The sequence below is a fragment of the Mycobacterium sp. 852014-52450_SCH5900713 genome (assembly GCF_001667075.1).
Taxonomy (GTDB): Bacteria; Actinomycetota; Actinomycetes; order Mycobacteriales; family Mycobacteriaceae; genus Mycobacterium.
Genome location: NZ_LZIL01000043.1, coordinates 51754 through 76058, shown reverse-complemented (window position 1 = coordinate 76058; position 24305 = coordinate 51754). Strand labels below are relative to the sequence as shown.

21 protein-coding genes and 1 pseudogene are annotated in these 24305 nt (G+C 66.9%); 16 read left to right on the top strand and 6 right to left on the bottom strand.

Features of this window, described 5'->3' with window-relative positions; translation table 11 throughout:
- The first annotated feature begins 157 nt into the window (after positions 1-157).
- The 6 genes from A5773_RS26285 to A5773_RS12375 all read left to right on the top strand — a co-directional run bounded on the left by A5773_RS26285 (position 158) and on the right by A5773_RS12375 (position 5655).
- Complete coding sequence (locus A5773_RS26285) at positions 158-460, top strand: hypothetical protein (RefSeq protein WP_197507874.1); 303 nt, start codon at positions 158-160, stop codon at positions 458-460.
- A 48-nt stretch (positions 461-508) separates the two neighbouring features.
- Positions 509-2104, top strand: coding sequence for a class I adenylate-forming enzyme family protein (locus tag A5773_RS12395; RefSeq protein ID WP_067791099.1), 1596 nt, complete (start codon positions 509-511; stop codon positions 2102-2104).
- The gene (locus tag A5773_RS12390; RefSeq protein WP_197505378.1) at positions 2101-2877 is read left to right on the top strand and encodes a class II aldolase/adducin family protein; all 777 of its coding nucleotides are present in this window, start codon (positions 2101-2103) and stop codon (positions 2875-2877) included. Before A5773_RS12395 ends, A5773_RS12390 begins: the two co-directional genes overlap by 4 nt.
- A gap of 106 nt (positions 2878-2983) precedes the next feature.
- Positions 2984-4252, top strand: coding sequence for an amidohydrolase family protein (locus tag A5773_RS12385; RefSeq protein WP_067791097.1), 1269 nt, complete (start codon positions 2984-2986; stop codon positions 4250-4252).
- A 117-nt stretch (positions 4253-4369) separates the two neighbouring features.
- Complete coding sequence (locus A5773_RS12380; protein ID WP_066953775.1) at positions 4370-4840, top strand: GbsR/MarR family transcriptional regulator; 471 nt, start codon at positions 4370-4372, stop codon at positions 4838-4840.
- Entirely contained in the window at positions 4837-5655 is an 819-nt protein-coding gene (locus A5773_RS12375; RefSeq protein ID WP_067261843.1) for a class I SAM-dependent methyltransferase, read from the top strand. Before A5773_RS12380 ends, A5773_RS12375 begins: the two co-directional genes overlap by 4 nt.
- 5 nt (positions 5656-5660) lie before the next feature.
- On the opposite strand, the pseudogene A5773_RS12370 reads toward A5773_RS12375, so the two are convergent.
- A pseudogene (locus A5773_RS12370) lies at positions 5661-6681 on the bottom strand (NAD(P)H-dependent flavin oxidoreductase).
- 117 nt (positions 6682-6798) lie between these two features.
- Between A5773_RS12370 and A5773_RS12365 the strand changes: the two are divergent.
- From A5773_RS12365 to A5773_RS25600, 3 genes are all read left to right on the top strand, one after another.
- Entirely contained in the window at positions 6799-8406 is a 1608-nt protein-coding gene (locus tag A5773_RS12365; RefSeq protein ID WP_067261838.1) for an arylsulfatase, read from the top strand.
- Complete coding sequence (locus tag A5773_RS12360) at positions 8406-9641, top strand: FAD-dependent oxidoreductase (RefSeq protein ID WP_067791095.1); 1236 nt, start codon at positions 8406-8408, stop codon at positions 9639-9641. Before A5773_RS12365 ends, A5773_RS12360 begins: the two co-directional genes overlap by 1 nt.
- Positions 9642-9825: 184 nt before the next feature.
- Entirely contained in the window at positions 9826-10074 is a 249-nt protein-coding gene (locus A5773_RS25600) for a hypothetical protein (RefSeq protein ID WP_082948206.1), read from the top strand.
- A gap of 80 nt (positions 10075-10154) precedes the next feature.
- On the opposite strand, the gene A5773_RS12355 is transcribed toward A5773_RS25600, so the two are convergent.
- The gene (locus A5773_RS12355; protein WP_232001841.1) at positions 10155-10550 is read right to left on the bottom strand and encodes a preprotein translocase subunit SecD; all 396 of its coding nucleotides are present in this window, start codon (positions 10548-10550) and stop codon (positions 10155-10157) included.
- Positions 10551-10984: 434 nt separating this feature from the next.
- On the opposite strand from A5773_RS12355, the gene A5773_RS12350 reads away from it, so the two are divergent.
- The 7 genes from A5773_RS12350 to A5773_RS12320 all read left to right on the top strand — a co-directional run bounded on the left by A5773_RS12350 (position 10985) and on the right by A5773_RS12320 (position 19364).
- Complete coding sequence (locus A5773_RS12350) at positions 10985-11671, top strand: TetR/AcrR family transcriptional regulator (RefSeq protein ID WP_067791093.1); 687 nt, start codon at positions 10985-10987, stop codon at positions 11669-11671.
- A gap of 237 nt (positions 11672-11908) precedes the next feature.
- Positions 11909-13111: a cytochrome P450 gene (locus A5773_RS12345; protein WP_067791091.1), complete on the top strand. Its 1203-nt coding sequence runs from the start codon at positions 11909-11911 to the stop codon at positions 13109-13111.
- Positions 13111-13959: a mycofactocin-coupled SDR family oxidoreductase gene (locus A5773_RS12340; RefSeq protein WP_067261834.1), complete on the top strand. Its 849-nt coding sequence runs from the start codon at positions 13111-13113 to the stop codon at positions 13957-13959. The genes A5773_RS12345 and A5773_RS12340 overlap by 1 nt, the downstream gene beginning before the upstream one ends.
- A gap of 30 nt (positions 13960-13989) precedes the next feature.
- Positions 13990-14958, top strand: a complete 969-nt coding sequence (locus tag A5773_RS12335) for an enoyl-CoA hydratase/isomerase family protein (protein WP_066953798.1) — start codon at positions 13990-13992, stop codon at positions 14956-14958.
- A gap of 14 nt (positions 14959-14972) precedes the next feature.
- Positions 14973-17318 carry a CaiB/BaiF CoA-transferase family protein gene (locus A5773_RS12330; RefSeq protein WP_067261870.1) on the top strand — a complete coding sequence of 782 codons (2346 nt, stop codon included), beginning with the start codon at positions 14973-14975 and terminating at the stop codon, positions 17316-17318.
- Positions 17315-18079 carry an SDR family NAD(P)-dependent oxidoreductase gene (locus A5773_RS12325; RefSeq protein ID WP_066953801.1) on the top strand — a complete coding sequence of 255 codons (765 nt, stop codon included), beginning with the start codon at positions 17315-17317 and terminating at the stop codon, positions 18077-18079. Before A5773_RS12330 ends, A5773_RS12325 begins: the two co-directional genes overlap by 4 nt.
- A 4-nt stretch (positions 18080-18083) precedes the next feature.
- Positions 18084-19364 (top strand): hypothetical protein, encoded by a 1281-nt coding sequence (locus tag A5773_RS12320; protein ID WP_067261833.1) that lies wholly within the window; start codon positions 18084-18086, stop codon positions 19362-19364.
- Between the two features lies 1 nt (position 19365).
- On the opposite strand, the gene A5773_RS12315 is transcribed toward A5773_RS12320, so the two are convergent.
- From A5773_RS12315 to A5773_RS12300, 4 genes are all read right to left on the bottom strand, one after another.
- Positions 19366-20724 carry an HNH endonuclease signature motif containing protein gene (locus tag A5773_RS12315; RefSeq protein WP_067791089.1) on the bottom strand — a complete coding sequence of 453 codons (1359 nt, stop codon included), beginning with the start codon at positions 20722-20724 and terminating at the stop codon, positions 19366-19368.
- 75 nt (positions 20725-20799) lie between these two features.
- On the bottom strand, positions 20800-21909 hold the full coding sequence (locus A5773_RS12310; RefSeq protein WP_067791087.1) for a Xaa-Pro peptidase family protein: 1110 nt from the start codon (positions 21907-21909) through the stop codon (positions 20800-20802).
- The gene (locus tag A5773_RS12305; RefSeq protein ID WP_066953813.1) at positions 21899-23131 is read right to left on the bottom strand and encodes a Xaa-Pro peptidase family protein; all 1233 of its coding nucleotides are present in this window, start codon (positions 23129-23131) and stop codon (positions 21899-21901) included. The genes A5773_RS12310 and A5773_RS12305 overlap by 11 nt, the downstream gene beginning before the upstream one ends.
- Position 23132: 1 nt before the next feature.
- Positions 23133-24299 (bottom strand): amidohydrolase family protein, encoded by a 1167-nt coding sequence (locus tag A5773_RS12300; protein WP_067791149.1) that lies wholly within the window; start codon positions 24297-24299, stop codon positions 23133-23135.
- Positions 24300-24305 lie beyond the last annotated feature (6 nt).

Below are 24305 nucleotides of genomic sequence, written 5' to 3'. Positions count from 1 at the left end.
AGTGCAAACGACCCTTGGCGCTACCGATCCCAAAGCGCGCTGGGCGACTTCACCGTGGGGGGCCGCCCTTGGAGGATTCTTGGCGATTTCTATGAGTGTTCTTTCAAGTCCGCGCGCGCTCTGCGCATCGCGCGGCGAGTAACTAAAGTGGGGAGGCGTGGGAAACGGACAGGCCAGGACTGCGGCGGCGCTGTGTGCCTGCGGGGCCGCGCTGGTCCTGGCCTTCGGTTGGTCGGCCGGCGACGCGGCCATTTCCGTCGCATCTTCATCGAGCGTGACGCCGGCGCCGCCGATCCCTGGTGGGGCCTTGCCGGTGCAGCCCGTCGGCGGGGGCGGTTGCATCATCGGCCTCAACTGCGGCTGCACTCAGCACTGCCACCAGCCGCCGCGCCCGCGTCCACCTGCGATTGCCGGTGACCCGCAGCACGCCGCTCCGGCTCCGGCGCCGCAGAACCCCTAGCGGGCGTCACCGGGCGGGGCCGCCCGTGGGCTTCCCTATCATCTGCTCATGCAGACCGTGGGCCCGCCGGCATTCACCGACGAGGATCCGGCCCGGTTCCGGGCCGCGGGCTATTGGTCTGACACGACGCTGTCGGACGCGGTGCGTAGCAACGCCGAAGGGTCACCGGACCGCTTCGCCTACGTCGACCATCCGGGGACGGCGCTGACGTGGCGTGAATTCGACCGGGCGGCAAGCGATCTGGCCGAACAGCTGGCCGGGGCGGGGATATCGCCCGGCGGCCGGGTGGCGGTGTGGCACGGTGACTCCGCCGCCCTGCACGTGCTGTTCGTGGCGATCGAGCGGTGCGGGGCCGTCGTCGTCGGTGTCGGGGCGCGCGCCGGCACCCGTGAGGTCACGGCGATACTGCGCGGCGCGCAGCCGGACATCCTGATCAGCGATCAGCGGCGCGGCGGGGAAGCGGCGACTGTCGCCCACGGGCTTTCGCTGCCCACCCTGGTCTTGAGCGGTGACACCGGCGCGCCGCGACTGAACATCCGGGTGGCGCCCAGGGCGCTTACCGGCGAGTCCCGACTCGGGCCAGACGATGTCTTCCTCATCAACTCCACGTCCGGGACCACCGGCGTGCCCAAGTGTGTGGTGCACACCCAGAATCGTTGGTACTACTTCCACCAGAAGGCCGTCGCCAACGGGCGGCTGACGCCGGAGGACACGTTCCTGCCCGTCATACCGACGCCATTCGGCTTCGGACTGTGGACCAGCCACACCACGCCGATCTATCTCGGCGCCACCGCGGTGATCCTGGAACGGTTCAGCACGAGGGCGACCTGCGAGGCGATATCCCGGCACAAGGTCAGCGTGTTGTGTTGTGTCAGCACACAATTGACCATGCTTATGGCCGACCCCGCCACCCGCGGGTACGACCTGAGTTCGCTGCGCGTCGTGTTCACCGGCGGCGAGGCGCTGCCATACCGGCCGGCGGTCGAGTTCGAGGAGCTCACCGGTGCGACGATTCTGCAGTTCTACGGCTCGAACGAAACCGGGATGCTGAGCGCGACCACGATCGATGACCCACGCGAACGCCGGCTGCGCACCGGTGGCCGGATCGTCCCCGAGATGGCCGTCCGGCTCTTCGACGGGGAACGGGACGTCACCGCGACGGGACGGGGCCAGCCCGCATGCCGCGGCCCCGCGACCAGCCTCGGCTACCTCGGCGGGACCGACCACGACAAGCTGTTCACCCGCGACGGGTGGATGCGCATGGGCGACATCTGCGAAATCGACGCGGACGGCTATCTGACCGTCACCGGGCGAACCTCCGACTTCATCCTGCGCGGCGGCAAGAACATCAGCGCGACCCAGGTCGAAGATGCCGTCACAACCCACCCCGCCGTCGCGGTGGCGGCCGCCGTGGCGATGCCCGATCCGGTGTTCGGCGAAAAGGTCTGCCTCTACGCCGAACTCGTCGACGCGGCCACCCTGGACCTGCCCGAGCTGGTCGAACACCTGCTGTCGCTGGGAGTGTCGAAGGAGCTACTTCCCGAGCGACTGATCGTCGTCGATGAGCTGCCACGATCTTCCGGCGGGAAGGTTGCCAAAGGCCGGCTGCGCGAGGATATTCGAGCCAGAACGGAGGCCCCATGACGAATGCCCCTAACCCGCGCCGGGGCGGCCTGGAAGTGTGGGCGCCTTCGGTGGTCCCGCCGATCGGCGTCGAGCTGTCCGAGGAGCAGGCGCTCGCGGTGGCTTTCCGCCACCTGGCCGGCATCGGATTCGCCGAGAACATGGCGGGACACATCACCTGGCAGCCGGACGGACAGACGCAGATGTTCGTCAATCCGTGGGGGCTGTGGTGGCAGGAAATCACCGCGTCCGATATCTGCGTCGTCGACGCCGACGCCCAAGTGTTGCGCGGGCGTTGGGATGTCACTCCGGCCATCCACATCCACACCGAGCTGCACCGCGTCCGCGACGACGCCCGGGTAGTCATCCACAATCACCCGTACTACGTCTGCGTGCTCGCGGCGCTGGGCAGGCTGCCCGAATTGGTGCACCAGACCGGTTCGTTGTTCCTCGATGACCTGTGCCTGGTGGACACCTACGACGGCGAGATCGACAGCCCCGGCCGCGCGGCCGAACTGGCGGCCCGCATCGGGCCCGCGAACCTGACCATCCTGGCCAACCACGGCGTCATCGCCACCGGCCGCAATCTGCCCGAAGCCGTCTACCGGGCGGCGTCGATCGAACGGGTATGCAAGCTGGCCTACGACGTGCTGCTCACCGGCATCCAGCCGGTGGCCATGAAGTGGTCCGACATGGCGGGCATGCAGCGGTCGCTCGTCGAACGCGCCGCAGACGTGTACTGGGCGGGGGCGGCCAGGATGACCATCAAGGCCGACCCCGATGTGCTGAAGTGATGAGCGTGCATCCTGGGCGGCGACACGCCGACAGGCGTCGCCGTCGCCGCACACTGAACTCCGTCACCACACACTCAACGACGCTATCCCGCAAGGAGATTGACGAGTGAAATCGATCGACGAGCTGGCCGCCGACCTGAGCTTCACCACCGCGAAGACGGGCGAACAGCGCTCGGTCACCTTCCTGCCGGACCCGCCCCGCGCACCCCGGCGCTACACGGTGATCTCGGTCGACGACCACATCGTCGAGCCGCCGGACACCTTCACCGGGCGGCTGCCGCGCAAGTTCACCGACCGCGCGCCCAGAGTCGTGGAGACCGACAGCGGGGGCCAGACCTGGGTCTACGACGGCCGGGAACTACCCAACGTCGGGTTCAACGCGGTCGTCGGCCGGCCGGTGGCGGAGTACGGCTTCGAGCCGGTCCGGTTCGACGAAATGCGCAGGGGCGCCTGGGATATCCACGAGCGCGTCAAGGACATGGACCTCAACGGCATCTACGCCTCGCTCAATTTCCCGTCCTTCCTGCCCGGGTTCGCCGGCCAGCGGTTGCAGCAGGTGACCAATGACCGCGACCTGGCGCTGGCCTCGGTGCGCGCATGGAACGATTGGCACCTCGAGGTCTGGGCGGGCTCATATCCCGAGCGCATCATTCCCTGCCAGCTGCCGTGGTTGCTTGACCCCGAGCTCGGCGCGAAGATGATCTACGAGAATGCCGAGCGTGGATTCCACGCCGTCACCTTCAGCGAGAACCCGGCGATGTTGGGACTGCCGAGCATCCACTCCAAACATTGGGACCCGATGATGGCGGCGTGCGCCGAGACGGACACCGTCGTGAACCTGCACATCGGCTCGTCGGGGTCCTCGCCGTCCACCACCGAGGACGCGCCGCCGGACGTGCAGGGCGTCTTGTTCTTCGCCTACGCGATCTCGGCGGCGGTCGACTGGCTGTATTCCGGCTTGCCCAGCAGGTTCCCCGACCTGAAGATCTGTCTGTCGGAAGGCGGAATAGGCTGGGTCGCCGGCCTGCTAGATCGCCTCGACCACATGCTCAGCTACCACGCGATGTACGGCACCTGGCAGACGCTGGGCGAAAGCCTCACTCCGGCAGAGGTTTTCACGCGAAATTTCTGGTTCTGCGCGGTGGAGGATAAGTCGTCGTTCGTGCAGCGCGACCGGATCGGCGTGGACAACATCATGCTGGAAGCCGACTACCCGCATTGCGACTCCACCTGGCCACACACCCAGCGGACGGTCCACGAACAGATCGGTGACCTGCCCGAGGACGTCATTCGCAAGTTCAGTTGGGAGAACGCCTCTCGCCTGTACCGCCACCCCGTTCCGGAAGAAGTGCAGCGCGATCCCGAGGCGTTCTGAACGCGGGCGAATCCGCGCGGGGGAGTCGCCTGCGCGAAATTTGAGCGACGTTCCATCGACGCCGCCTCTGGCGTACGCTACGTTAAGTACGTACTGAACGTACGTGGGGGAGGGTCCGTGTCGCCGGAAGAGTCCGAGTTCGTCGATCGCCTCGGCCTGTTCTTCGAGTTGCTCGGCGCAACCCGCACCATGGGCCGGGTTTATGGCTGGCTCCTGATCTCTCATCCGCCCCAGCAGTCGTTGACCCAGCTGGCCGACGCGTTATCGGTCAGCAAGGCCTCCATCAGTACGGTTGCCCGCCAGCTGCTGGAGGGCGGCATGGTGGAGCGGTTGCCGAGCCCGGACCGTCAACACCTCTACCGGGTCACGCCCGGCGGCTTCACCAGTGTCCTGGAAACGCAGCTGTCTCTCATGCGGCTGGGGATCGAGCCCGCCGAGTTCGCGCTTTCCGTGCTCGGCGAGGACCGTGCCGAACAGCGGCAGCGCGTCGAGGATTTCCGCGATTTCTGCGAATTCTGCACCCATGCCTACCGCGACCAGCTCATGCAGATGTGGACCGAATATCGGGCGGCAAGGAGAAAGCCATGACTACGGCCAAAGTCGATTTCAGTTCCGTCCGCTGGGGCTCGGTGGAGTGGACGAACCTTGTCACACTGTACCTGCGCGCTCATGAAAGCCGTTCCCGCCGACCAATTTTGGGTGACACGGCGGCCGCGGAGGCGGTCGACCGGATCGACTACGACTTCAAGAGGATCCATCGCAGCTCGCTGCCGGTGTCGAACCAGTACCTGGTCGCGTTGCGGGCGAAAGCGCTCGACGATTGGTGCGCGGACTTTTTGCGGCGTCACCCCGACGCGGTGGTCCTGCACCTGGGTTGCGGCCTCGACGGCCGCGCTTTCCGGCTCGACGTACCGCATTCGGTTTCGTGGTTCGACATCGACCAACCAGGTGTCATCGAGCTGCGGCGGCGACTCTACGACGATACGGAGTGCTACCGGATGATCGGCTCGTCGGTGACCGATCCGAAGTGGCTGGAGCAGATCCCGACCGGCCGGCCCACGTTGGTGGTCGCCGAGGGCCTGCTGATGTATTTGACCGAGCCGCAGGTGCGGCAGCTGCTGCAGCGGCTGACCGATCGATTCGATTGCGGCGAAATGCATTTCGACACGCTCTCGGCCCTGGCGCCGCTGATGTCGAAGCTTTTCACCAGGGGGATCATCAAGTGGGGCATCCGCGACGCGCGGGTACTACAGACGTGGAACCCGAGGCTGCGGTTGGTCGAACAGGCGCCCGCGCTGGCGGGCTACCGAAAAATCGAATCGACGGCGGTGCGGTGGATATACAAGCTGACGTGCGCATCGCCCGGCGGCAAGTACGACATGCTGAACCGCTTCGATTTCTGACGGCGTCACAACCCGGAAGCCAGCCGCCGCAGGATGTCGGACGTCGGTTCGGCGGTGGCGCTGCGGTATCCGGTGCCGGCCCACAGGTGGACATAGTCGGGCTTTCCCGCCGCGGCCGCGGCTTTGCGCAGCGGGCTGGTGAGGTAGTGGATGGCGGGATAGCCCAGCGGCGCCTGCGCCTCGTGGGCATCGATGAATGCGTTGCGCAGCCCGCGGGCGGGGCGCCCGGTGAAGGCGTGCGTGAGCACCGTCTCGCTGTAGGCGGGATCGGTCAGGGCTGCCTGATGCGTGGCCGAGGCGCCGCTTTCGTCGGCGCGCAGCAGGATCGTCCCGACCGCGGCCGCCGCGGCCCCCCGCGCGGATCACCTCGGCAACGGCGCCGGGGGAGGCGAGCCCGCCGGCGGCGATCACCGGCAGCGGCACCGTCGCGACGATCCGTTCGACCAGCTCGGCGGTCGGCACCGGCGTCAACGGCTTGCGCGGCGAGAGCGTGCCCGAGTGACCGCCGGCGGCCGCCCCCTGAACGGCGAGCATGTCCACCCCGGCGTCGCGCGCCTGCACCGCCTCCTGGGGCGCGGTCACCGTCTGCACGACGACGGAGCCCGCCTTGCGCAGCGCCGCGATCACGCCGTCCGACGGGATGCCGAAGGTGAACGACACCATCGGAACCGGGTTGTCGAGCAGCAGCGCGATCTTCTCGTCGAACTTGTCGGTGTCCTCGACGGGCCCCGGGGGCAGCGTCACACCGAACTGGTCGGCGTCGCGCTGAACGATAGCGGCATACGCCCGATACGCCTCGGGGTCAACCGGTAGCGGATTGGGTGCAAAGAGGTTGATACCGAATGGGATTCCCTCGGAGCGAATTTGTTTGAGCTCCGCCTCGACGGCCTCCACGGTCTTGTAACCGGCGGCGAGCATGCCCAGGCCGCCCGCACGATTGGCGGCCGACACCATCGCGGGGGTGGTCGGGCCGCCCGCCATCGGGGCGGCGACCAGCGGAATGGACATCCCGAACTGTGCCAGCATCTCAAAGCCCTTCCGGTGTAGCAGTGTCGCAGGCGCGGAGATCGCCGCCTCGACAATAACGACGTGCCGTTGCGGCAGCATTCCGCCCGGGGGCGGGACCTGGCAGGATGCTTGAGCGTGAAGAGGCCTAACTTCCTCGTGATCGTGGCGGACGACCTCGGGTTTTCCGATATCGGCGCGTTCGGCGGCGAAATCGAGACGCCCAATCTCGATCGGCTCGCCCACGCGGGGATCCGGTTCACCGATTTCCACTCCGCGCCCGCGTGCTCGCCCACCCGGGCGATGCTGCTGACGGGAACGGACCACCACATCGCCGGGATCGGCACCATGCTGGAGGTCGCGGGGCCGGCGTTCCGCGGCGCACCCGGCTATGAGGGTTATCTGAACGACCGGGTCGTGGCGTTGCCCGAGCTGCTCCGCGACGCCGGATACCTGACGCTCATGTCGGGCAAGTGGCACCTGGGCGCGACCATCGAGACATCGCCGTGGGCGCGCGGCTTCGAGCGCTCGTTTGCCTTGCTGCCGGCGGGGGCCAGCCATTACGGGGGCCGGGCGGCCGGCGGCTTCTCGCCCATTCCAACGCTTTACACCGAGGACGACCGGTTCGTCACGGTCGGGGACGACTTCTACTCGTCGGACTTCTACACCGACAAGTTGTTGCAGTACCTGCGCGAGCGCGCACCTGGCGAGGACCGGCCCTTCTTCGCTTATCTGCCGTTCCAGGCGCCGCACTGGCCGCTGCAGGCGCCGGACGAATCCATCGCGAAATACCGTGGCCGCTACGACGCCGGTCCGGATGCGCTCCGCGAGGAGCGACTGGCGGCCCTCAAGCGGCTGGGCCTGTGCCCGCCGGACGTCGAGGCGCATCCGGTCGTCGCCGACGACGCCCCCGAGTGGGCGGACATGACCGACGAACAGCGCGCGGTATCTGCCCGCAGCATGGAGGTCTACGCCGGGATGGTCGACCGGATGGACTGGAATATCGGCAGGGTGATCGAATACCTTTCGGACAGCGGCGAACTCGACGACACCGTCGTTATCTTCCTGTCTGACAACGGTGCCGAAGGTGCCATTGTCGAAGCGATGCCGCTGCACGGTGCGCGTATCGCAGCGCAGATCGAAAAGCATTGCGACAACAGCGTCGACAACCTCGGCCGGCCCTCCTCGTTTATCTGGTACGGACCGCGATGGGCACAAGCCGCCACCGCGCCGTCGCGGCTGCACAAGGCGTTCACCACCGAGGGCGGGATCCGGGTGGTCGGCTTCGTCACCTGGCCCGGCTTTGACCGGCAACGAGACGTCGGGACCGCGTTCAGCACCGTCATGGACATCGCCCCGACGGTGCTGGAACTGGCGGGGGCCGCGCATCCCGGCGCGGCCTATCGCGGACGCGAGGTGGCACCGATGCGCGGCCGCTCCATGGTGCCGTATCTGTCGGGAGGCGCGGAGACCGTGCATGACGCCGAGACCGGCACGGGCTGGGAGTTGTTCGGCCGCCGTGCGATTCGCCAGGGGGACTGGAAGGCGCTGCACCTGCCCGCACCATACGGTCCGGGCAGCTGGCAGCTCTACGACCTCGCCACCGATCCGGGCGAGATCCACGACCTCGCCGGCTCGCACCCAGACAAACTGGCCGAACTGCTGACGTTGTGGGACCGCTACGTCGAGGAAAATGGCGTCATCCTCGATCCCGTCTCGGTGTTCGACGTCGAGTTTGACCTCTGATGGCTGAGACAACCTCGTGTGCGATCGTCGGTGGCGGCCCGGCCGGAATGGTCCTAGGGCTGCTACTGGCGCGGGCGGGTGTCCAAGTCACGCTGATGGAGAAGCACGGTGACTTCCTGCGGGACTTCCGCGGCGACACGGTCCACCCGACCACCATGCGGTTGCTCGACGAACTGGGTCTGTGGGAACCGTTCGCGGCCTTGCCCTTTACCGAGGTCCGCACCGCGAAACTCGAATCCAACGGGCAGGCGGTGACATACGTCGACTTCGAGCGGTTGCGCCAGCCCCACCCCTTCGTCGCGATGGTGCCGCAGTGGGACTTGCTCAAGCTCCTCGCCGGTGCGGCACAGGAGGAGCCGAGCTTCTCACTGCGGATGAACACCGAAGTCACCGGGCTCCTGTGGGAGGGCGGCAGGGTTGCCGGTGTGCGCTACCGCGGGCCCGAGGGGCCGGGCGAATTGCGGGCCGAGTTGACCGTCGCCTGCGACGGCCGCTGGTCGGTCGTTCGGCACGAGGCCGGACTGAAGGCGCGCGAATACCCGGTGAGGTTCGACGTGTGGTGGTTTCGGTTGCCGCACAAGGAAGACACCGAATACTCCTTTTTGCCCCGCCTTGGTCCGGGCAAGGGGCTCGCGGTGATCCCACGGGAGGGTTACTTCCAGATCGCCTACCTCGGGCCGAAGGGCACCGACGCCCAGCTGCGGGCGCGCGGCATAGACGCGTTCCGGCGCGACGTCGAAGAGTTGTTACCGGATATGCCGGAGTCGGTCGCGGCGCTGCAATCCATGGACGACGTCAAACATCTGGACGTGCACGTGAATCGGTTGCGGCGCTGGCACACCGACGGGCTGCTGTGCATCGGGGATGCGGCGCACGCGATGTCGCCGCTGGGCGGGGTCGGGATCAACCTGGCCATCCAGGATGCCGTCGCGGCCGCGACCGTACTGGCCGAACCGCTGCGACGACACCGCGTCGGTGATCGCGAACTCGCCGCGGTCCACCGCCGCCGCGTGTTCCCCACGGTGGTGACCCAACTCGTGCAGCAAGTGTTGCACCACATGTTGCTCGGGCCGTTGTTGCGCGGCGCGGACCCCACGCCGCCCGCGGCGCTGCTGGGCCTGATGAAGCGGCTGCCGTGGCTGTCGGCCGTGCCGGCCTACTTCGTCGGCGTCGGCGTGCGGCCCGAGCATGCGCCGGGATTCGCGCGCCGCGCGCCCGGGCCCCGTGCGGGCTGAGTCAGCGTCCCGGACGCGTCCGCCGCCCACCGAATCCGGATCCCCTTGCTGGCCGCGGGGGCGGTTTGACTTTTCGTGAGCGGGGGTAACCATCTTGTGACATTTTCGAGGTCGCGAAAATTGGTTCTGTCTCCGCGGTTCGGACGCCGCCAATGGCGAGCCATAGACCGAGAGGAGGCCAGCAATGAATCTCAAGAACTTCGCAGGTAAGGCCATCGTCGCCGGCGCATTGAGCGCGGCGGCACTGAACCTCGGAAGCGGTATGGCGCAGGCCCACCCGGGACCGTGGCCGCCGCCGGTTCCGCCGGGTCCGCACGTCGTCGACAATGGTCATTGGAATCCGCTGCCGCCTGGGCAGGTCAAGCAGATTTGTCCCTGGCAGGCGCCGCCCGGTCAGTGGGTTGGCGGGCCGCACGGCGTTCCGTGCACCTGATCTCCGCAGAATTCATGCACGATTGCCGCGCGGCGTCGCCGTCCATGCCGATGCCGAGTCCAGCCCCTCTCGTGCTGACGTCATGAGGGCCGGCTGGCCAATTGGGCTAATTGCGCTGCGCCCTCGGCGGTTTGGGTGGTCAACGCGATCCGCCCGGAGGCGACCTGGTCTTCGATGATCGGGGCCTCCAGAACGAGATTGTCGCGGATAAAGGCCACGTGGTCCTTGAGATGCGCGGCGGTGTAGGACGCCCACGCGGTCGCCGACGGTGGGTCCAGGGTCAGGGTCACGTCGTAGAAACCCGCGGTCAGCGACTTCGGTGGGTCCACGTGTAGCAGCCCGAGCTGCATGCTCTCCGGGCCGAGCATGTACAACGTGGTCCGGGCGATATCACAGGTGGTGAGCGCATCCGTCGGTGCCGCCACCCGATTCGCGTCCGGGCACTTCTCGGGGCTGGTCGGTTGAGACTTGTTCACCGGCCGGACGGGCAACGGTGCAATCTTCACAATCGGAGTGGGCGATGCGGTTGTGGTGGCCGACGGGGTGGTGGTGGTCGTGGTCGACGTGGTGGGCGCGCCCTGATGGCGCGTCGGGCTGCAGCCGCATATCAGCACCGCGAGCAGGCCGGTGCACGCCAACGAAACGGCCGTGACGCGCCCTCGGCGGCGCGCGCAGCGATGCCTCCCCACGCCCTCTGTCTCTTCACTCCGACGTCCAATCATCGGACCATTGTTCCAGTCGAACACACGCCGTCCCGCCGATGCCTGATAGTCGTTGCATCGCAGACGTTTTCGTGCGGGGCGGGGAAAGCCCGCCTGGTGGCCCACCGGCCCGCCGTCATAGGCGATCAGACCGGCCCTTTACCGACACTACGAATATAGAGTAAGGTCTCGGTCCGAGACGGATTGCCATGGACAAACGCCGAAAACCTAATCCCGGGGAGCGCCGCCGCGACTTGTGCGACGTGGCGATTCAATTGTTGGCCGACGACGGGGCCAAGGGATTGAGCCACCTCAAAGTCGACCGCAAAGCCGGCGTGCCCGACGGCACCACGTCGTTCTACTTTCGCACCCGCTCGGCGCTGCTGCGCGCCGTGGCCGAGCGGTTGGCCGAGCTCGACCTCGCCGACCTACAGTCCGTGGCCGACGACTCCGACGGCCGGGGCGACAACCCCTCGCCCTCGCGACTGTCCCAGGTGGTCATTCGATCCGGTAGCGAGCCGCAATTGTTCCGGACCAAGGCGCGCTACGAGCTGACCATGCAGGCCGCCCGCGACCCGTCGCTGGCCGCGATCCTGCAGCGGGCCACGGACGAATTCACCAAACTGCACCGCGAAATACTGGTCCAGCTGATGCCGCACGGCGCGGACCTGGACCCCGCCGTGGTCGAGGATCTGAGCAATGTGACGTTGACGTTCATCAACGGGCTGCTGGTGCGGTTCGCGCACGGCGACCGGATCGTCGACAGTCCCGAGCAGCTCGACGGCATCTTGTCGGCCATCGCCGCCGGCATTCTGCGGAGCCCGCAGCAGGGCCGGCTGACCGAAACGGCCGGCCGGCGCACCACGGGCCGGGACCGGGCGACGGCGTTCGGCTGAGCGGGCCGAACACGCGTGAATCGGTGGCGGGTGATGCGGCATGGGGTCTTGCCAGACCATTCGCCGTATGGTTCTCTACGAGAATAGAGTTAGGCCGTGCTGACGGGCCGATTTCAGCCCAGCCCATGCGAATGTCACAGCAACGCAATTAAGCGGAGTGTATAAATTGCCCCGAACCGGATCCAGGGCTGCCAGGCCCTCGGCATGCCGGTAAAAGGCAGCGGTAGGAGGGATTTCGTGACGACGAGCACCGATAGCCATGTGCGATTCGACCCGTACGACGTCGAGCTGATTGCCGACCCATATCCCATGTTCAAGCGCCTGCGTGACGAGGCGCCGCTTTACTACAACTCCGAATACGACTTCTACGCGCTGAGCCGATTCGCCGATGTAAACAAGGCCATCATCGACTACAACACTTACAGCTCCGCTCGGGGCGTGATCATGGAACTGATCAAGGCCAACCTCGAGATCCCGTCCGGCATGTTGATCTTCGAAGACCCGCCGATCCACGACGTGCACCGCAAGCTGCTGTCGCGCATGTTCACCCCCCGCAAGATCGCGGCGTTGGAGCCGATGATCCGCGAGTTCTGCGCGCAATCGCTGGACCCACTGGTGGGGACGGGGCGGTTCGACTTCGTCACCGACCTTGGCGCGATCATGCCGATGAAGGTCATCAGCGCACTGCTCGGGATTCCCGAAGAAGATCAGGAGTACATCCGCGATCGCGGCAACGCCCAACTACGCACCGAGCCGGGCAAGCCGATGAGTGCCGCCGAGCACGGCTTGTCAGTGGGCGAGCAGTTCGAGGCCTATATCGACTGGCGTGCCGACAATCCGTCCGACGACATCATGACCGAGCTGCTGAACGTCGAGTTCGTCGACGAAACCGGCACCACGCGGCGGCTGAGGCGTGAAGAGATCTTGGTCTACCTCAACGTGGTGGCCGGAGCGGGAAACGAAACGACAACGCGGCTTATCGGTTGGGCGGGCAAAGTGCTCGCGGAGCACCCCGACCAGCGTCGCGAGCTCGCCGAGAACCCCGGACTCATCCCGCAGGCCATCGAGGAGCTGCTGCGCTTCGAGCCCCCCGCGCCGCACATGGCACGCTATGTAACTCGCGACGTCAGCCTCTATGGCCAGACGGTGCCGGAAGGTAGCGTCATGCTGATGCTTCTCGGGTCGGCCTGCCGCGACGAGCGGCAGTTCGGTCCCGACGCAGGCGAATTCAACATTCATCGCGCCGCCCGGCCGCACCTCACGTTCAGCGTCGGCGCCCACTTCTGCTTGGGTTCGGCGCTGGCCCGGCTGGAAGGCCGGGTCGCCCTCGAGGAGATCCTCAAGCGCTTCCCGGAGTGGGAGCCCGATCTGGCCAACGCAAAGCTGAGCCCGACGTCGTCGGTGCGAGGCTGGGAAACCCTGCCCACCGTGGTGCCCTGATGACCGGGAGCGTTGAGGGCCGGGTAGCGGGAAAGGTCGCGTTCGTCAGCGGCGCGGCCCGCGGCCAGGGCCGCAGCCACGCGGTGCGCTTGGCGCAGGAGGGTGCCGACATCATCGCGATCGACGTCTGCGGGCCGATCGAGAACCTGGCGTACCCGCACTCGACGCCGGAGGACCTGGCCGAGACGGCCGATTTGGTGAAGGCCCAGGACCGTCGGATCGTCACCGCGCAGGTGGACGTCCGCGACTACGACGCGCTGAAATCCGCCGTGGACGCCGGTGTGGAACAACTCGGGCGGCTCGACATCATCGTCGCGAACGCGGGTGTGGGTACCGACGGCAGGAAGCTGCACAAGATCCGCGAGAACGTCTGGCAGGACATGATCGACATCAACCTGAGCGGCGTCTGGCATACGGTCAAAGCGGGCGTCCCACACCTACTTTCGGGTGGTCGCGGCGGATCGATCGTGCTCACCAGCTCGGTCGGCGGACACAAGGCCTACCCGAACACCGGCCACTACGTCGCCGCCAAGCACGGCGTCATCGGCCTGATGCGTGCGTTCGCCGTCGAGCTGGGCCAGCACATGATCCGCGTCAACGCCGTGCTACCCACCCAGGTGAGCACCACGATGGTGATGAACGACAACACGTTCCGCTTGTTTCGCCCAGACCTGGAAAATCCGGGCCCCGACGACTTCGCCCCCATATCCCAGATGATGCACACCCTGCCGGTGCCCTGGGTGGACGCCGCGGACATCAGCAACGCGGTCCTGTTCCTCGCCTCTGACGAATCTCGTTATGTCACCGGCGTTTCGCTTCCCGTCGACGCGGGCAGCTTGCTCAAATAAACGCTAATTCAAGAGAAGTTGGAGAAGACGATGCCCGAATACGATTACGAAGAAATGAAAAAGGAAGCCGAGCAGTACATCAAGTTCGAGAAGGACAAGAAGAACCGGATCGCTTACATCACCTTCAACCGCCCCGAGGAGCTCAACTCCACCACGTTGGGTATGCGGCAGAACTACGCCGACCTGATCCACAAGTGCAACGTGGACGACGACGTCAAGGTCGTCGTGATCCGTGGCGAGGGAGATGATTTCGGAAGCGGCGGCGACCTGCCCGAGCAGCGGGGGATGCTCGAGAACCCTGGCATGCCGCTACTGCACGAGGTGGCCATCAACGATGACGACGTCAAGTACCCGCCCGGCGGATCGTACCGCTACCTGTCGACCGTCACCGACTTCTACGCCAAGGCCCGCGCGGGAAACCGCCCGCTGCAGGAGCTGCGCAAGATCAGCATCATCGAGGCCAAGGGCTACTGCTACGGCTGGCACTTCTACCAGGCCGGCGACGCCGACCTGGTGGTCTCGTCCGACGACGCCCTCTTCGGCCACCCGGCGTTTCGCTACGTGGGTTGGGGACCGCGGCTGTGGTGGTGGGCCGAGACGATGGGTCTGCGCAAGTTCTCCGAAATGCTCTTCACCGGAAGGCCGTTCAGCGCCAAGGAGATGTACGAGTGCGGCTTCGTCAACAGCGTGGTGCCGCGGGAGAAGCTGGAAGAAGAGACGCTGAAATACGCGATGGCCTGCTCACGTTCCCGCCCGACCGACACCGTAGCGGTGCAGAAGACCTTCCTGGAGCTCTACAAGCAGCACAAGGGTGAATACTTCGGCAGCCTGCTCACCGGAATGGTCGAGGGCATGCTGCCGATGATCCAAAACGACGCGGAGGAAGTGGACCTGACCGCGGGCACCTTCGAGAAGGGCCTCAACAACGTGGTGAAGGACAACGACCTGAACTTCCCGCCCGAGTGGCGGCTGAGCCGCTCGGGACGCGCGAAGCCCTGACCGTCAGAGCTCGCATGTCGGCGCTGACCGGTTTCCGGGTCGTCGAGCTGGCCGGGTCCGTCGCGGGGGAGTACTGCGGAAAGTTGTTGGCCGACTTCGGTGCCGACGTCCTCAAGGTCGAGGCGCCGGAGTGCGGCAGCCCGACGCGCGCGATGGCGCCCATCGTCGCCGACGGTCCCGAGGGCAGCGGGCTGTTCGCGTATCTCAACACCAACAAGCAGTCCGTCGTGCTGGATCTCCGTTCCGCCGCCGATGTCGACACGCTGCACCGGCTCGTCGGCAGCGCGGACGCGGTCATCGACGACGGGGCCTTCGATTGGGCCACCGGCTGGGCGCGGCTGCACCCGGACGTGGTGTTCTGTTCGATTACCCCGTTCGGGCGGGACGCGCCCACCGAGTTCGGCAATGCCAAGAGCATCAACGTGTTCCACGCCAGCGGTTGGGGATACCACACGCCCAGCCACCCCGACCCGGCCAAGCCGCCACTGCAGGGGCCGGGTCGATTCCTGGCCGACTACGAAGCCGGACTGGACGCCGCGCTGTGCGTGACGGCGGCGCTCTTCGGGCGCCTGCACAGCGGACACGGCGATTCCATCGACGTCTCCGAACAGGCGGTGCTGGCCTCCCGCGCCGACTGCATCATCGGCCGGTTCGTCACCGGTGAGGTGACCGCCGAAGGCCACCGCGGCGACTACGACCAGGCGGGCCCGGCTGCGTTTTTCGCATGCGCCGACGGTTTCGTCTTCCTGTACATGACCAGCCGCGCCCACTGGCTCGGCCTGAAAGAACTCATGGGGCACCCGGAGTGGCTGGACGCTTTTCACGACGACTGGCTGGAGTTTTCCGTTACCCCGGAGAAGGTGGCCGCATTCCAGCGGGGCTTTGCCGCGTGGATCCGGCACCTTGCCAAGGACGACGCGTCCGATCGAGCCCAGCGCCTGGGCGTGCCGCTGGTGCCGGTGAACGGCGCCGCGGACCTGCATGATTCGCCGCAGTACCGGCACCGGGGATTCTTCCAGCAGGTTCGGCACCCCGTGTTGGGCGACGCGGCGTATCCGACGGTGCCATACGCGTTCAGTGCGTCACCGGCTCGAATCACCTCCGCCGCACCGGCCCTCGGCGAGCACACCGGGCAGATTCTGGGCCTCATCGATACCCCGCGCCCGCGTCCGCGGGTCAAGTCGGCGCAACTCAAGCCGCCGAGGGATCCGCGCGGTGGGCCGCTGCAAGGGGTTCGGGTCGTCGAGCTCACCAAGGTGTGGGCCGGGCCCTACGCGGGCAAGCTGCTGGCGATGCTGGGCGCCGAGGTCATCAAGGTTGAAACCGCGGGCAGCCCCGAGGAGATGCGCGCCTACGGCGGCACCGACGTCAACCACGCGCCGTACTTCCTCAGCATCAATCCCGAAATCCTCAGTGTCGACCTCGATATCAAGTCCACCGAGGGCATGAGGCAGCTGCGTGAGCTGGTCGCCCGCAGCGACATCGTGATCAACAACCTGCGCCCGGGCGCGATGGAACGCCAGGGCCTGGGCCATGCGCAGCTGATCGAGATCAAGGCGGACATCATCTCCGTGTCGATCAAGATGTGGGGCAACGACGGGCCGCTCGGCCATCAAACCGGTTACGCGCCATGCTTCGCCGCCCTGGCCGGGCTCGCCCCGCTGGTCGGCTATCGCGGCGGACCGCCCCTCGGGACGAGCATGCGCTACGGCGACTCGACCGTCGGCGCGGCGGCCGCGTACGCCGCGGTGGTCGCATTACTGCACCGCGAACTCACCGGCGCCGGGCAGTTCGTCGACCTGTCGGCAGTGGAAACCCTGTCATCGATGATCGGCGACCGTCTGCTCGAACACGCCCTCACCGGACAAGCCTTCGCGCCCGGCGGCAATGACCATCCGGACCTGTGCCCGCATGGCTGCTACCCGTGCGCGGACGGTGGCTGGATCACGGTGGCCGTCGCCGACGACTTGCAGTGGCGCGGGTTGTGCGACGTGCTCGGCGCGGGATCGCTGGCCCGAGAACGCCGCTACGCCACCATGGCGGGGCGACGGTGCGACACCGAGACGCTCGATGCCTGCCTCGCGCAACTCACCCGGTGCCATCGCGCCGAGCAACTGGCGGACCGATTGCGCGCGGCGGGTGTGCCGGCCGGCAAGAGCGCCACCTCTCTCGACGTGATCGGCGATCAACGACTGTGGGACCGCGAGCTGTTCAGGTTCGTCAGCGACCATCGAGAGGGCCAGCGCCCGATCGTCGGGCCATCCTGGCGGATGGCCGGCGGCCAGGCGCGCATCGCCCGCGGCGCGCCGGACTTGGGCGAGCACACCGAGTACCTGCTACACGAGATACTGGGCGCATGACGGGGACACTCGCACATACCGCGGCCCTGGTCACCGGCGCGAGTAGCGGCATCGGGGCCGCGACGGCCAAAGCGCTCGCCGCGGAAGGCGCGGCGGTGGCCCTGCTCGCGCGTCGCGCGGACCGGCTCGCCGAGTTGCAAGCCGATATCGAATCCGCCGGTGGCACAGCGCTGTCCGTGGCGGCCGACGTCACCGACGCCGAACAGGTGTCGGCGGCCGTGCAGCGCGCCGTCGCGCAGTTCGGCCGGCTCGACACCGTGGTGAACAACGCCGGACTGATGCAATCCGGCCCGGCGGCCGAGGCGTCGCTGCAGGATTGGGACGCCATGGTGACGGTCAACGTGCAAGGCGTCCTGTACGTCACCCGCGCGGCGCTCCCGCACCTGATCGATGCCGCCGCTAACTCGCCGCGCGGTGTCGCCGATCTGGTCACCATCAGTTCGACCGCCGGATGGGTGGCCCGGCCGAACACCGCGGTCTATTCGCTGACGAAGTTCGGGGTGAACGCGTTCAGCGAGGGCATTCGGCAGGAGGTGCTCGGGCAGCGGGTCCGGGTTGGCGTGGTGGGCCCGGGAACGGTCGATACCGAAATCTTCGACCATCTCGCCGAATCGTCGCGGGAGGCGTTCGAGCGCCAGACCGCCGGCATGGTCAAGTTGCGCCCCGAAGACATCGCCGACGCGGTGCTGTTCATGGTGACCCGGGACCGCCGGGTGGCCGTCAACCACATGCTGGTGCGCGCCGCCGAACAAACGTGGTAAGCAATTGACTCCACATTGGGCCGCGGGCGACCGGTACGGGTTGACGTTCCCGGCCGACCCTGCGGCGCTGGAAAGCGGCGCGGCGCCGTTCCTTACCGCGGCGTTTCTCGCCTCGGGCGCGTTGCGGGACAACGGCATCGCGCGGGTTACCGAGTTTGCCGAAGTGGCAGGCGGCAGCACGGGGCGCAAGGCGATCCTCTCCGTCGAATACGCCGGGCCCGCCCCGGAACTGCCCGCCGACTTGTTCGTCAAGTTCTCGCGCGACTTCGACGACCGGACGCGCGATCGCGGCAAGACCCAAATGGAACCCGAAGTGCGATTCGCCGCGCTGTCCTGTGCGCCCGAATTTCCGATCGCCGTACCCCGGGTGCTGTTCGCCGACTATCACCGCCAGACGGGCACGGGAATACTGGTCACCGAACGGATCCGATTCGGCGGCAACGGGATCGAACCGCAGTATCACAAGTGCCTCGACTACGAGATGCCCGAACCGCTCGAGCACTACCGGGCGCTGCTCACCGCGCTGGCCCGGCTCGCCGGCACCCATCGATCCGGCAGGCTGCCGACCGAGTTGACCGCACCCTTCCCGCTGGACGTCGCCGCCGCGACGGTAGGGGATCGTGCGCCGCTCTCCCCGGACAAGCGGGAGCGCCGGGTGGACCAACTGGCGGAATTCGCCGATCTCCGCCCAGGGCTGCTGCCCGCTTGTTCACCGGAGTTGGTCGCGCGGCTGCGCGCGGATGTGCCACGGTTCGCGCATTGCGAGCAGACTGTCGCGGGGCTGCTGGCCGATGATTCCGACTATGTCGCGCTGTGCCATTGGAACGCCAATATCGACAACGCATGGTTTTGGCGTGACGGCGACGGCGTTCTGCGTTGCGGCCTGATGGACTGGGGATGCGTCAGCCAAATGAACCTCGGCATGGCGATCTGGGGAGCCATGTCCGGCGCCGAAACCGACCTGTGGGACTCCCATCTCGACGAGCTGCTACGGCTGTTCGTCACCGAGTTCCATCGTTGCGGCGGCCCGCAACTCGATCCGGTTCGATTGCGCCGACACACGCTGTTGTACGCGGCGGCGATGGGCGTCGCCTGGCTGCTGGGCGTGCCGGCGTTGATCCGCAAGCGATTCGAAGCCATACCGGACAGTCGACGCCATCCATTGATCAGGAACGACGAGAGCGTGCGCGCCCCGTTGCAGATGCTCTCGAACCTGCTGTTCCTGTGGGACCGGCATCGCGTCGGGGATCTGCTCGACGCCGCGCTTGCGGAGTGGAGCACCTGAGCTAAGGCCCGTCGTCTTCGTCCCGGAGCAGCTTCTCCGGATGATGAAAACTGTTGGTACGGGGCTGGCCTCGATCCAGATGCGGGGGTGGGATCCATTCGGTGTCACCCTTTGCGTTCTTGCGGGTGCTCCAGCCGCCGGGTTTGAGCAGGCGGTGATGCGGTCCGCAGGCGAAGGTGAGGTTGTCGGCATCGGTGCGGCGGCACTTGGCCCAGTCGGCGACGTGGTGGACCTCGGAGAGGTAGCCGGGCACGGTGCAGCCGGGAGCCGAGCACCCCCGGTCTTTGGCGTAGAGGACGATGCGCTGACCGCGGGCGGCCAGCCGTTTGGTGTGATACAGCGCCAGCGCCTTGCCCTTGTCGAAGACGGCTAGATAGTGGTGGGCATGGCGGGCCAGCCGGATCACATCGCTCATCGGCAGCATGCTGCCGCCGCCGGTCAAACCCCTGCCGGCGGCGGCCTCCAGATCTTGTAGCGTCGTGGTGATGACGATCGATGCGGGTAACCCGTTGTGCTGGCCTAATTCTCCCGAGGCGAGCAACGACCTGAGCCCCGCATTGAGTCCATCGTGGTTGCGTTGCGCAGCCGAGCGGGCGTCGCGGTCGATGGTCTCTTGGCTGGGGGCGCCATCCACGCAAGGGGTGTCCTCGAGCGGGTTGCACATGCCGGGCGCGGCCAGTTTGGCCAACACCGCCTCCACGGTGGCCCGTAGCTCGCGGGTGATCATGCCGCGCAACTCGGACATTCCATCAGGGCCTTGCTTGCCCAAGGTGAGGCCGCGACGGCGGGCGCGGTGGTCGTCGGTGTAGGTGCCGTCGGGGTTCAGGCAATCGGCGACGTGATCGGCGAGCTGGGCTAATTGTTCGGGGCGGTAGTTCATTCCGTGAGCGACGAGGTCGGCTTCGACGGCCTGGCGGGTGGCGAAGTCCACCCAGCCGGGCAGCTGACGGAAGAACCGGCGGATCACCATCACCTGTCCGGTGCCCAGCTTTCCGTCTCGTTGGGCGTCAGCGGTTGCGGCAAGGATCGGCGCCAAGGGCGCCCCGGTCAGCCCGCGCCGCGGCCCGAGGTCGGTGGCTTCTTTCACGCGGCGTGACGCCTCCGCGCGGCTGATCAACGTGGCCTCGGCGATGGCACGCGGCAGCGTGCCGCCGAGCTCTTCGGGGGTGGCCTTGTGGGCCAGGGAATTGATCAGCGGGTGCTCGATGGCGGGCAGCCGGCGGCGCACGCTTTCGCAGTGTTCCAACATCGCCAGCTGCTCGCGGGTGGCCAGGGCGTCGCAGTCCGACCTGACCAGATCGTCGACCGCAGCGTTGATGACGGCAAAGGCCGCCGACAACGCCTCCGGGTCAACACTCATACCTCGAAACTATCGGGACCCACCGACAAAAAACGCGGTCTTGGGACCGCTGAAACTGAAGTGACGCAAGTGAATTCAGCAAGCCCACGCCGGGCTGGTGGTCATCACGTCGACGCCGCCTTCGGTGATGTGGACGGTGTCGCGCCGGAACACCGCTCCGACACCCTCTTCCCAGACATACCCGGTGATCGCCAACACCATGCCCGGCTCCAGCTCGTCGCGTTCGCCTGCGGCCAACAGTGTTTCGGACACCAACGGGGGGTCGAAGCCCAGCCCCAAGCCGTGTGCGATCGGCATCGGCGGAATCGGTTCTCCGGCCGCCTGATAGGCGGCCACCAAGTCGGAGGTGGGAGCGCCGGGCCGACAGGCCGCAAGCATGTTGTCGTACAACACATCCGAGCGGCCGAATAGCGTATGGGGAGAATCACCGGCCGGCCAGGTCCGACCCACCTCCGCGACGTATCCGTTCGCCAGGGCCCCCGCGGCGAACGCGACCAGATCACCCGGGCGTACCTCGCCCGAATCGGCACGGCGCCAGGGGTATTCCTTCGACGTCACCCAGGCGGCGTCCTGCGTGGCTGGCGTGCTCACCCCGCCCGCGGCCATGGCCTGCATCATCGCCCCGGCCAGCGTCCGCTCCGACACTCCCGGCGCGAATTCGGCCAGGGCGGCGGCAAGTCCGCGTTCGGCGACCCGAAGTGCGGGGCCCATCGCCGCGATTTCATCGGGAGTCTTGACGCGCCGCGCCGCGCGCATCGCCACCTCCGCGTCGACGAGCTCGGCATTGGGGAACGCCTCGGGCAGCAGCGCGGCGAAAGTGGGTGTGATCGCATCGGTTCCGACCCGCCGGGCCCTATCGGCCCCGTCGATCTTCTTCAGGACGTCGATGAGCGTCATCGGGTTCCAGGCCAGCCCGTAGAGGTGATCGTGCCCGATCTCCTCCGGAACCCCCTCGTCATCGGTGCTATTGAGGTAGATGTCCCCGGAGGCGCGCACTACGACACACATGGGACCGAACGGCCGCGTCCCGGCTATCCAGAGCTGCGGTGCGCCGGTGACGTAACGAATGTTGGCCTGCCGCCCGAGCACCAGGATGTCGAGCCCTTGTGCGTCCATTTGCGCCAGCGCCCGTTCCCGACGACCCGTCCGCAATGCGCGGGGGTCGGGCAAAACCTCAGTCGCCATAAGGGGCATAGGGGTAGTCGGTGATCGGCAGGTAGCCGTCTTCGGTGATCACCACGATCTCCTCACTGCGGTAGCCGCCTGTCCCGTCCTCCCACACTACGGGTTCCAGAACCAGAACCATCCCGGGTGAGAAGACGAAGTTGTCGTCGAATTCTTCGCCGAGATCCGTTCCGATCATGGGCGCTTCGGCGGGGTAGGTGCCGATGCCGTGGCCTAGATAGAAATGCGGCAACCACGGTTTGCGGCCACCGTTGGCGGCGATTGCCGCCCGCGCCAGATCGCCGGAAGTGACACCGGCTTTGGTCACGGCGAGCACCGCATCCAGGATGGCACGCCATTGCCGGAACTGATCCTGCTGCCGCGGCGTGGGCTGTTCGCCGACAACCCAGGTCCGGCCGAAATCGGAGCAGTATCCGAGGTAGGTCATGCTGATATCGGTCCAGAGCACATCACCGGCGGCGAGTTCACGATCGGTGGGCAACAGCGGCAACGCAAGATCGCCATGGGTCGTCCAGACTCCGGCTTCGCGCGAACTGGGCATGACCTGCCAGATGGCCTCCAGCATGTTGGTGGTGGCGCCCAGCTCGAAGGCGCGACGCACCAGCGTGGCCGAGAGATCGATCTGCCGCACTCCCGGCGCCAGGGCCCCCTGCACGTCCACGATCGCTTCCTCGGTGATGCGGGCCGCCCGGCGAAGGCAGGACAGCTCATCCCGTGTCTTCACCAACTGCGCGGCACCAACCACGATCGCCGCATCCGTCGGCGCGCCCGCGGGGAACAGCTTGGGGCCGGCCCTGCGCATCGCCCCGGTCAATTCGTCGACGGCGATGTTCGCACCCGGGGGGATCAGTCCCGCTAGCTCGCGCGCGAATTGCTCTACCCCATGGTCGAATTCGAGGTAGACCGGGCCGTGCAGGTGGTCGTCAGGCACCGGTGGCCGCGCGGACGCACCGCCGCGGAACGGCATGAACAGGTGCGGGTGTTCGTCGTCGGCGAGCACGACCGCGACCGGGCGCTCCACGTGCGAGAGGCCCGCGTCCACCAGGGGCCAGCTGGCCCCCGTCGCGTACCCGACGTAGCCGTTCATCAGCAGGATCAGCGCGTCGACGCCGTGGTCGGCCATCGCGGACCGCAGGCGCGCCCCGGTCTCCGCGCGCATGCGCGCCCGATCCGGTTCATCGGGTATGTCGATCACAGAGCCACGTGCTGTGGAAGAAGTCATCTCAGATACCCAGGAAGTTTCTGATGTTTCCGCTGACGACGCGGACGGCGTCCTCGGGACCGACGGCATCGACCACCGCGGCCAGGGACCGCTCCGAATATCCGTAAGTGCTTTCGTTGTGCGGGTAGTCGGACGACCACATCACCTTGTCGATGCCGATCTCGTCGATCTGGGCGAGCCCAAGGCCGTCCACCATGAACGAGGCGCACATGTGGGTGTCCCAGTAGTAACGGACGTCGTGTTCGGGTTGGTGTGCGAGCATGTGCCGGTACGAGGCCAGCACGTGCTCGGCGTCCTGCAAAGCCGGTGGGACCCAGGCGATACCGCCCTCGAACCAGCCGACCCGCAGCCGCGGATGGCGGTCGAGGATGCCGCCGAAGACGTACTTGGAGAACATCTCCCGGAACGAGTCGATGTTGACCATCATGGCCACCGCGACGCTGTTGACCTCGCTCGGAACCTTCGGCTGGCTCTCGCCGATGTGGTGGGCTACCGGCAGCCCGGCGTCCTCGATTTCGTCCCACACCGCACTCATCGCGGCACCGGCGAAGTCGATGGCGTGGCCGTTGTCGTCGATGCCGGGGCTTATCGGCATCAGAAACGTCTTGAGCCCCAGCGATTTCAGCTCGTTCAGCGTGCGCCGGGCTCCGCGCGGATCCCACCAGTTGATCAGACCGACACCGTAGCAGTGGCCATCGGAGCGCTCCTGGAAGGCGGCGATGTGTTCGTTGTAGATGCGGAAGATGCGCTCCCGAAGGTCCTTGTCGGGATAGTGGAACAGTGCCAACACCGCGTTGGGAAACACCAGTTCTTTATCGACGCCGTCCTCGGCGAGCTCGCGCACGCGGGCGTCGATGTTGCTGCTGACCGCCCCGGCCAGGTCGTCGTACTGCATCAGCACCGCGCTGAAATCGCCGATCACCATCGACTGCCCCGGCCGGCCGAGCAGGTAGGCGCCGTCCTCGTACCAGATTCGCGGCGCGTAATCCTTCAGGTCGTCGGGGAAGTGGTCGTAGAAGATGTCGTCGGCCACCGAAATGTGGTTGTCGGCGGAAAACACCTCAGTACCGGGGGGCAGGCCCGTGCTGACGCCGGCGGCGTGACCCCGCCGGTGCTTGGGCGCGCCGATCACGCCCTCCGGGTACAGGGCGCGAGTTTGCGATGACATCATCGT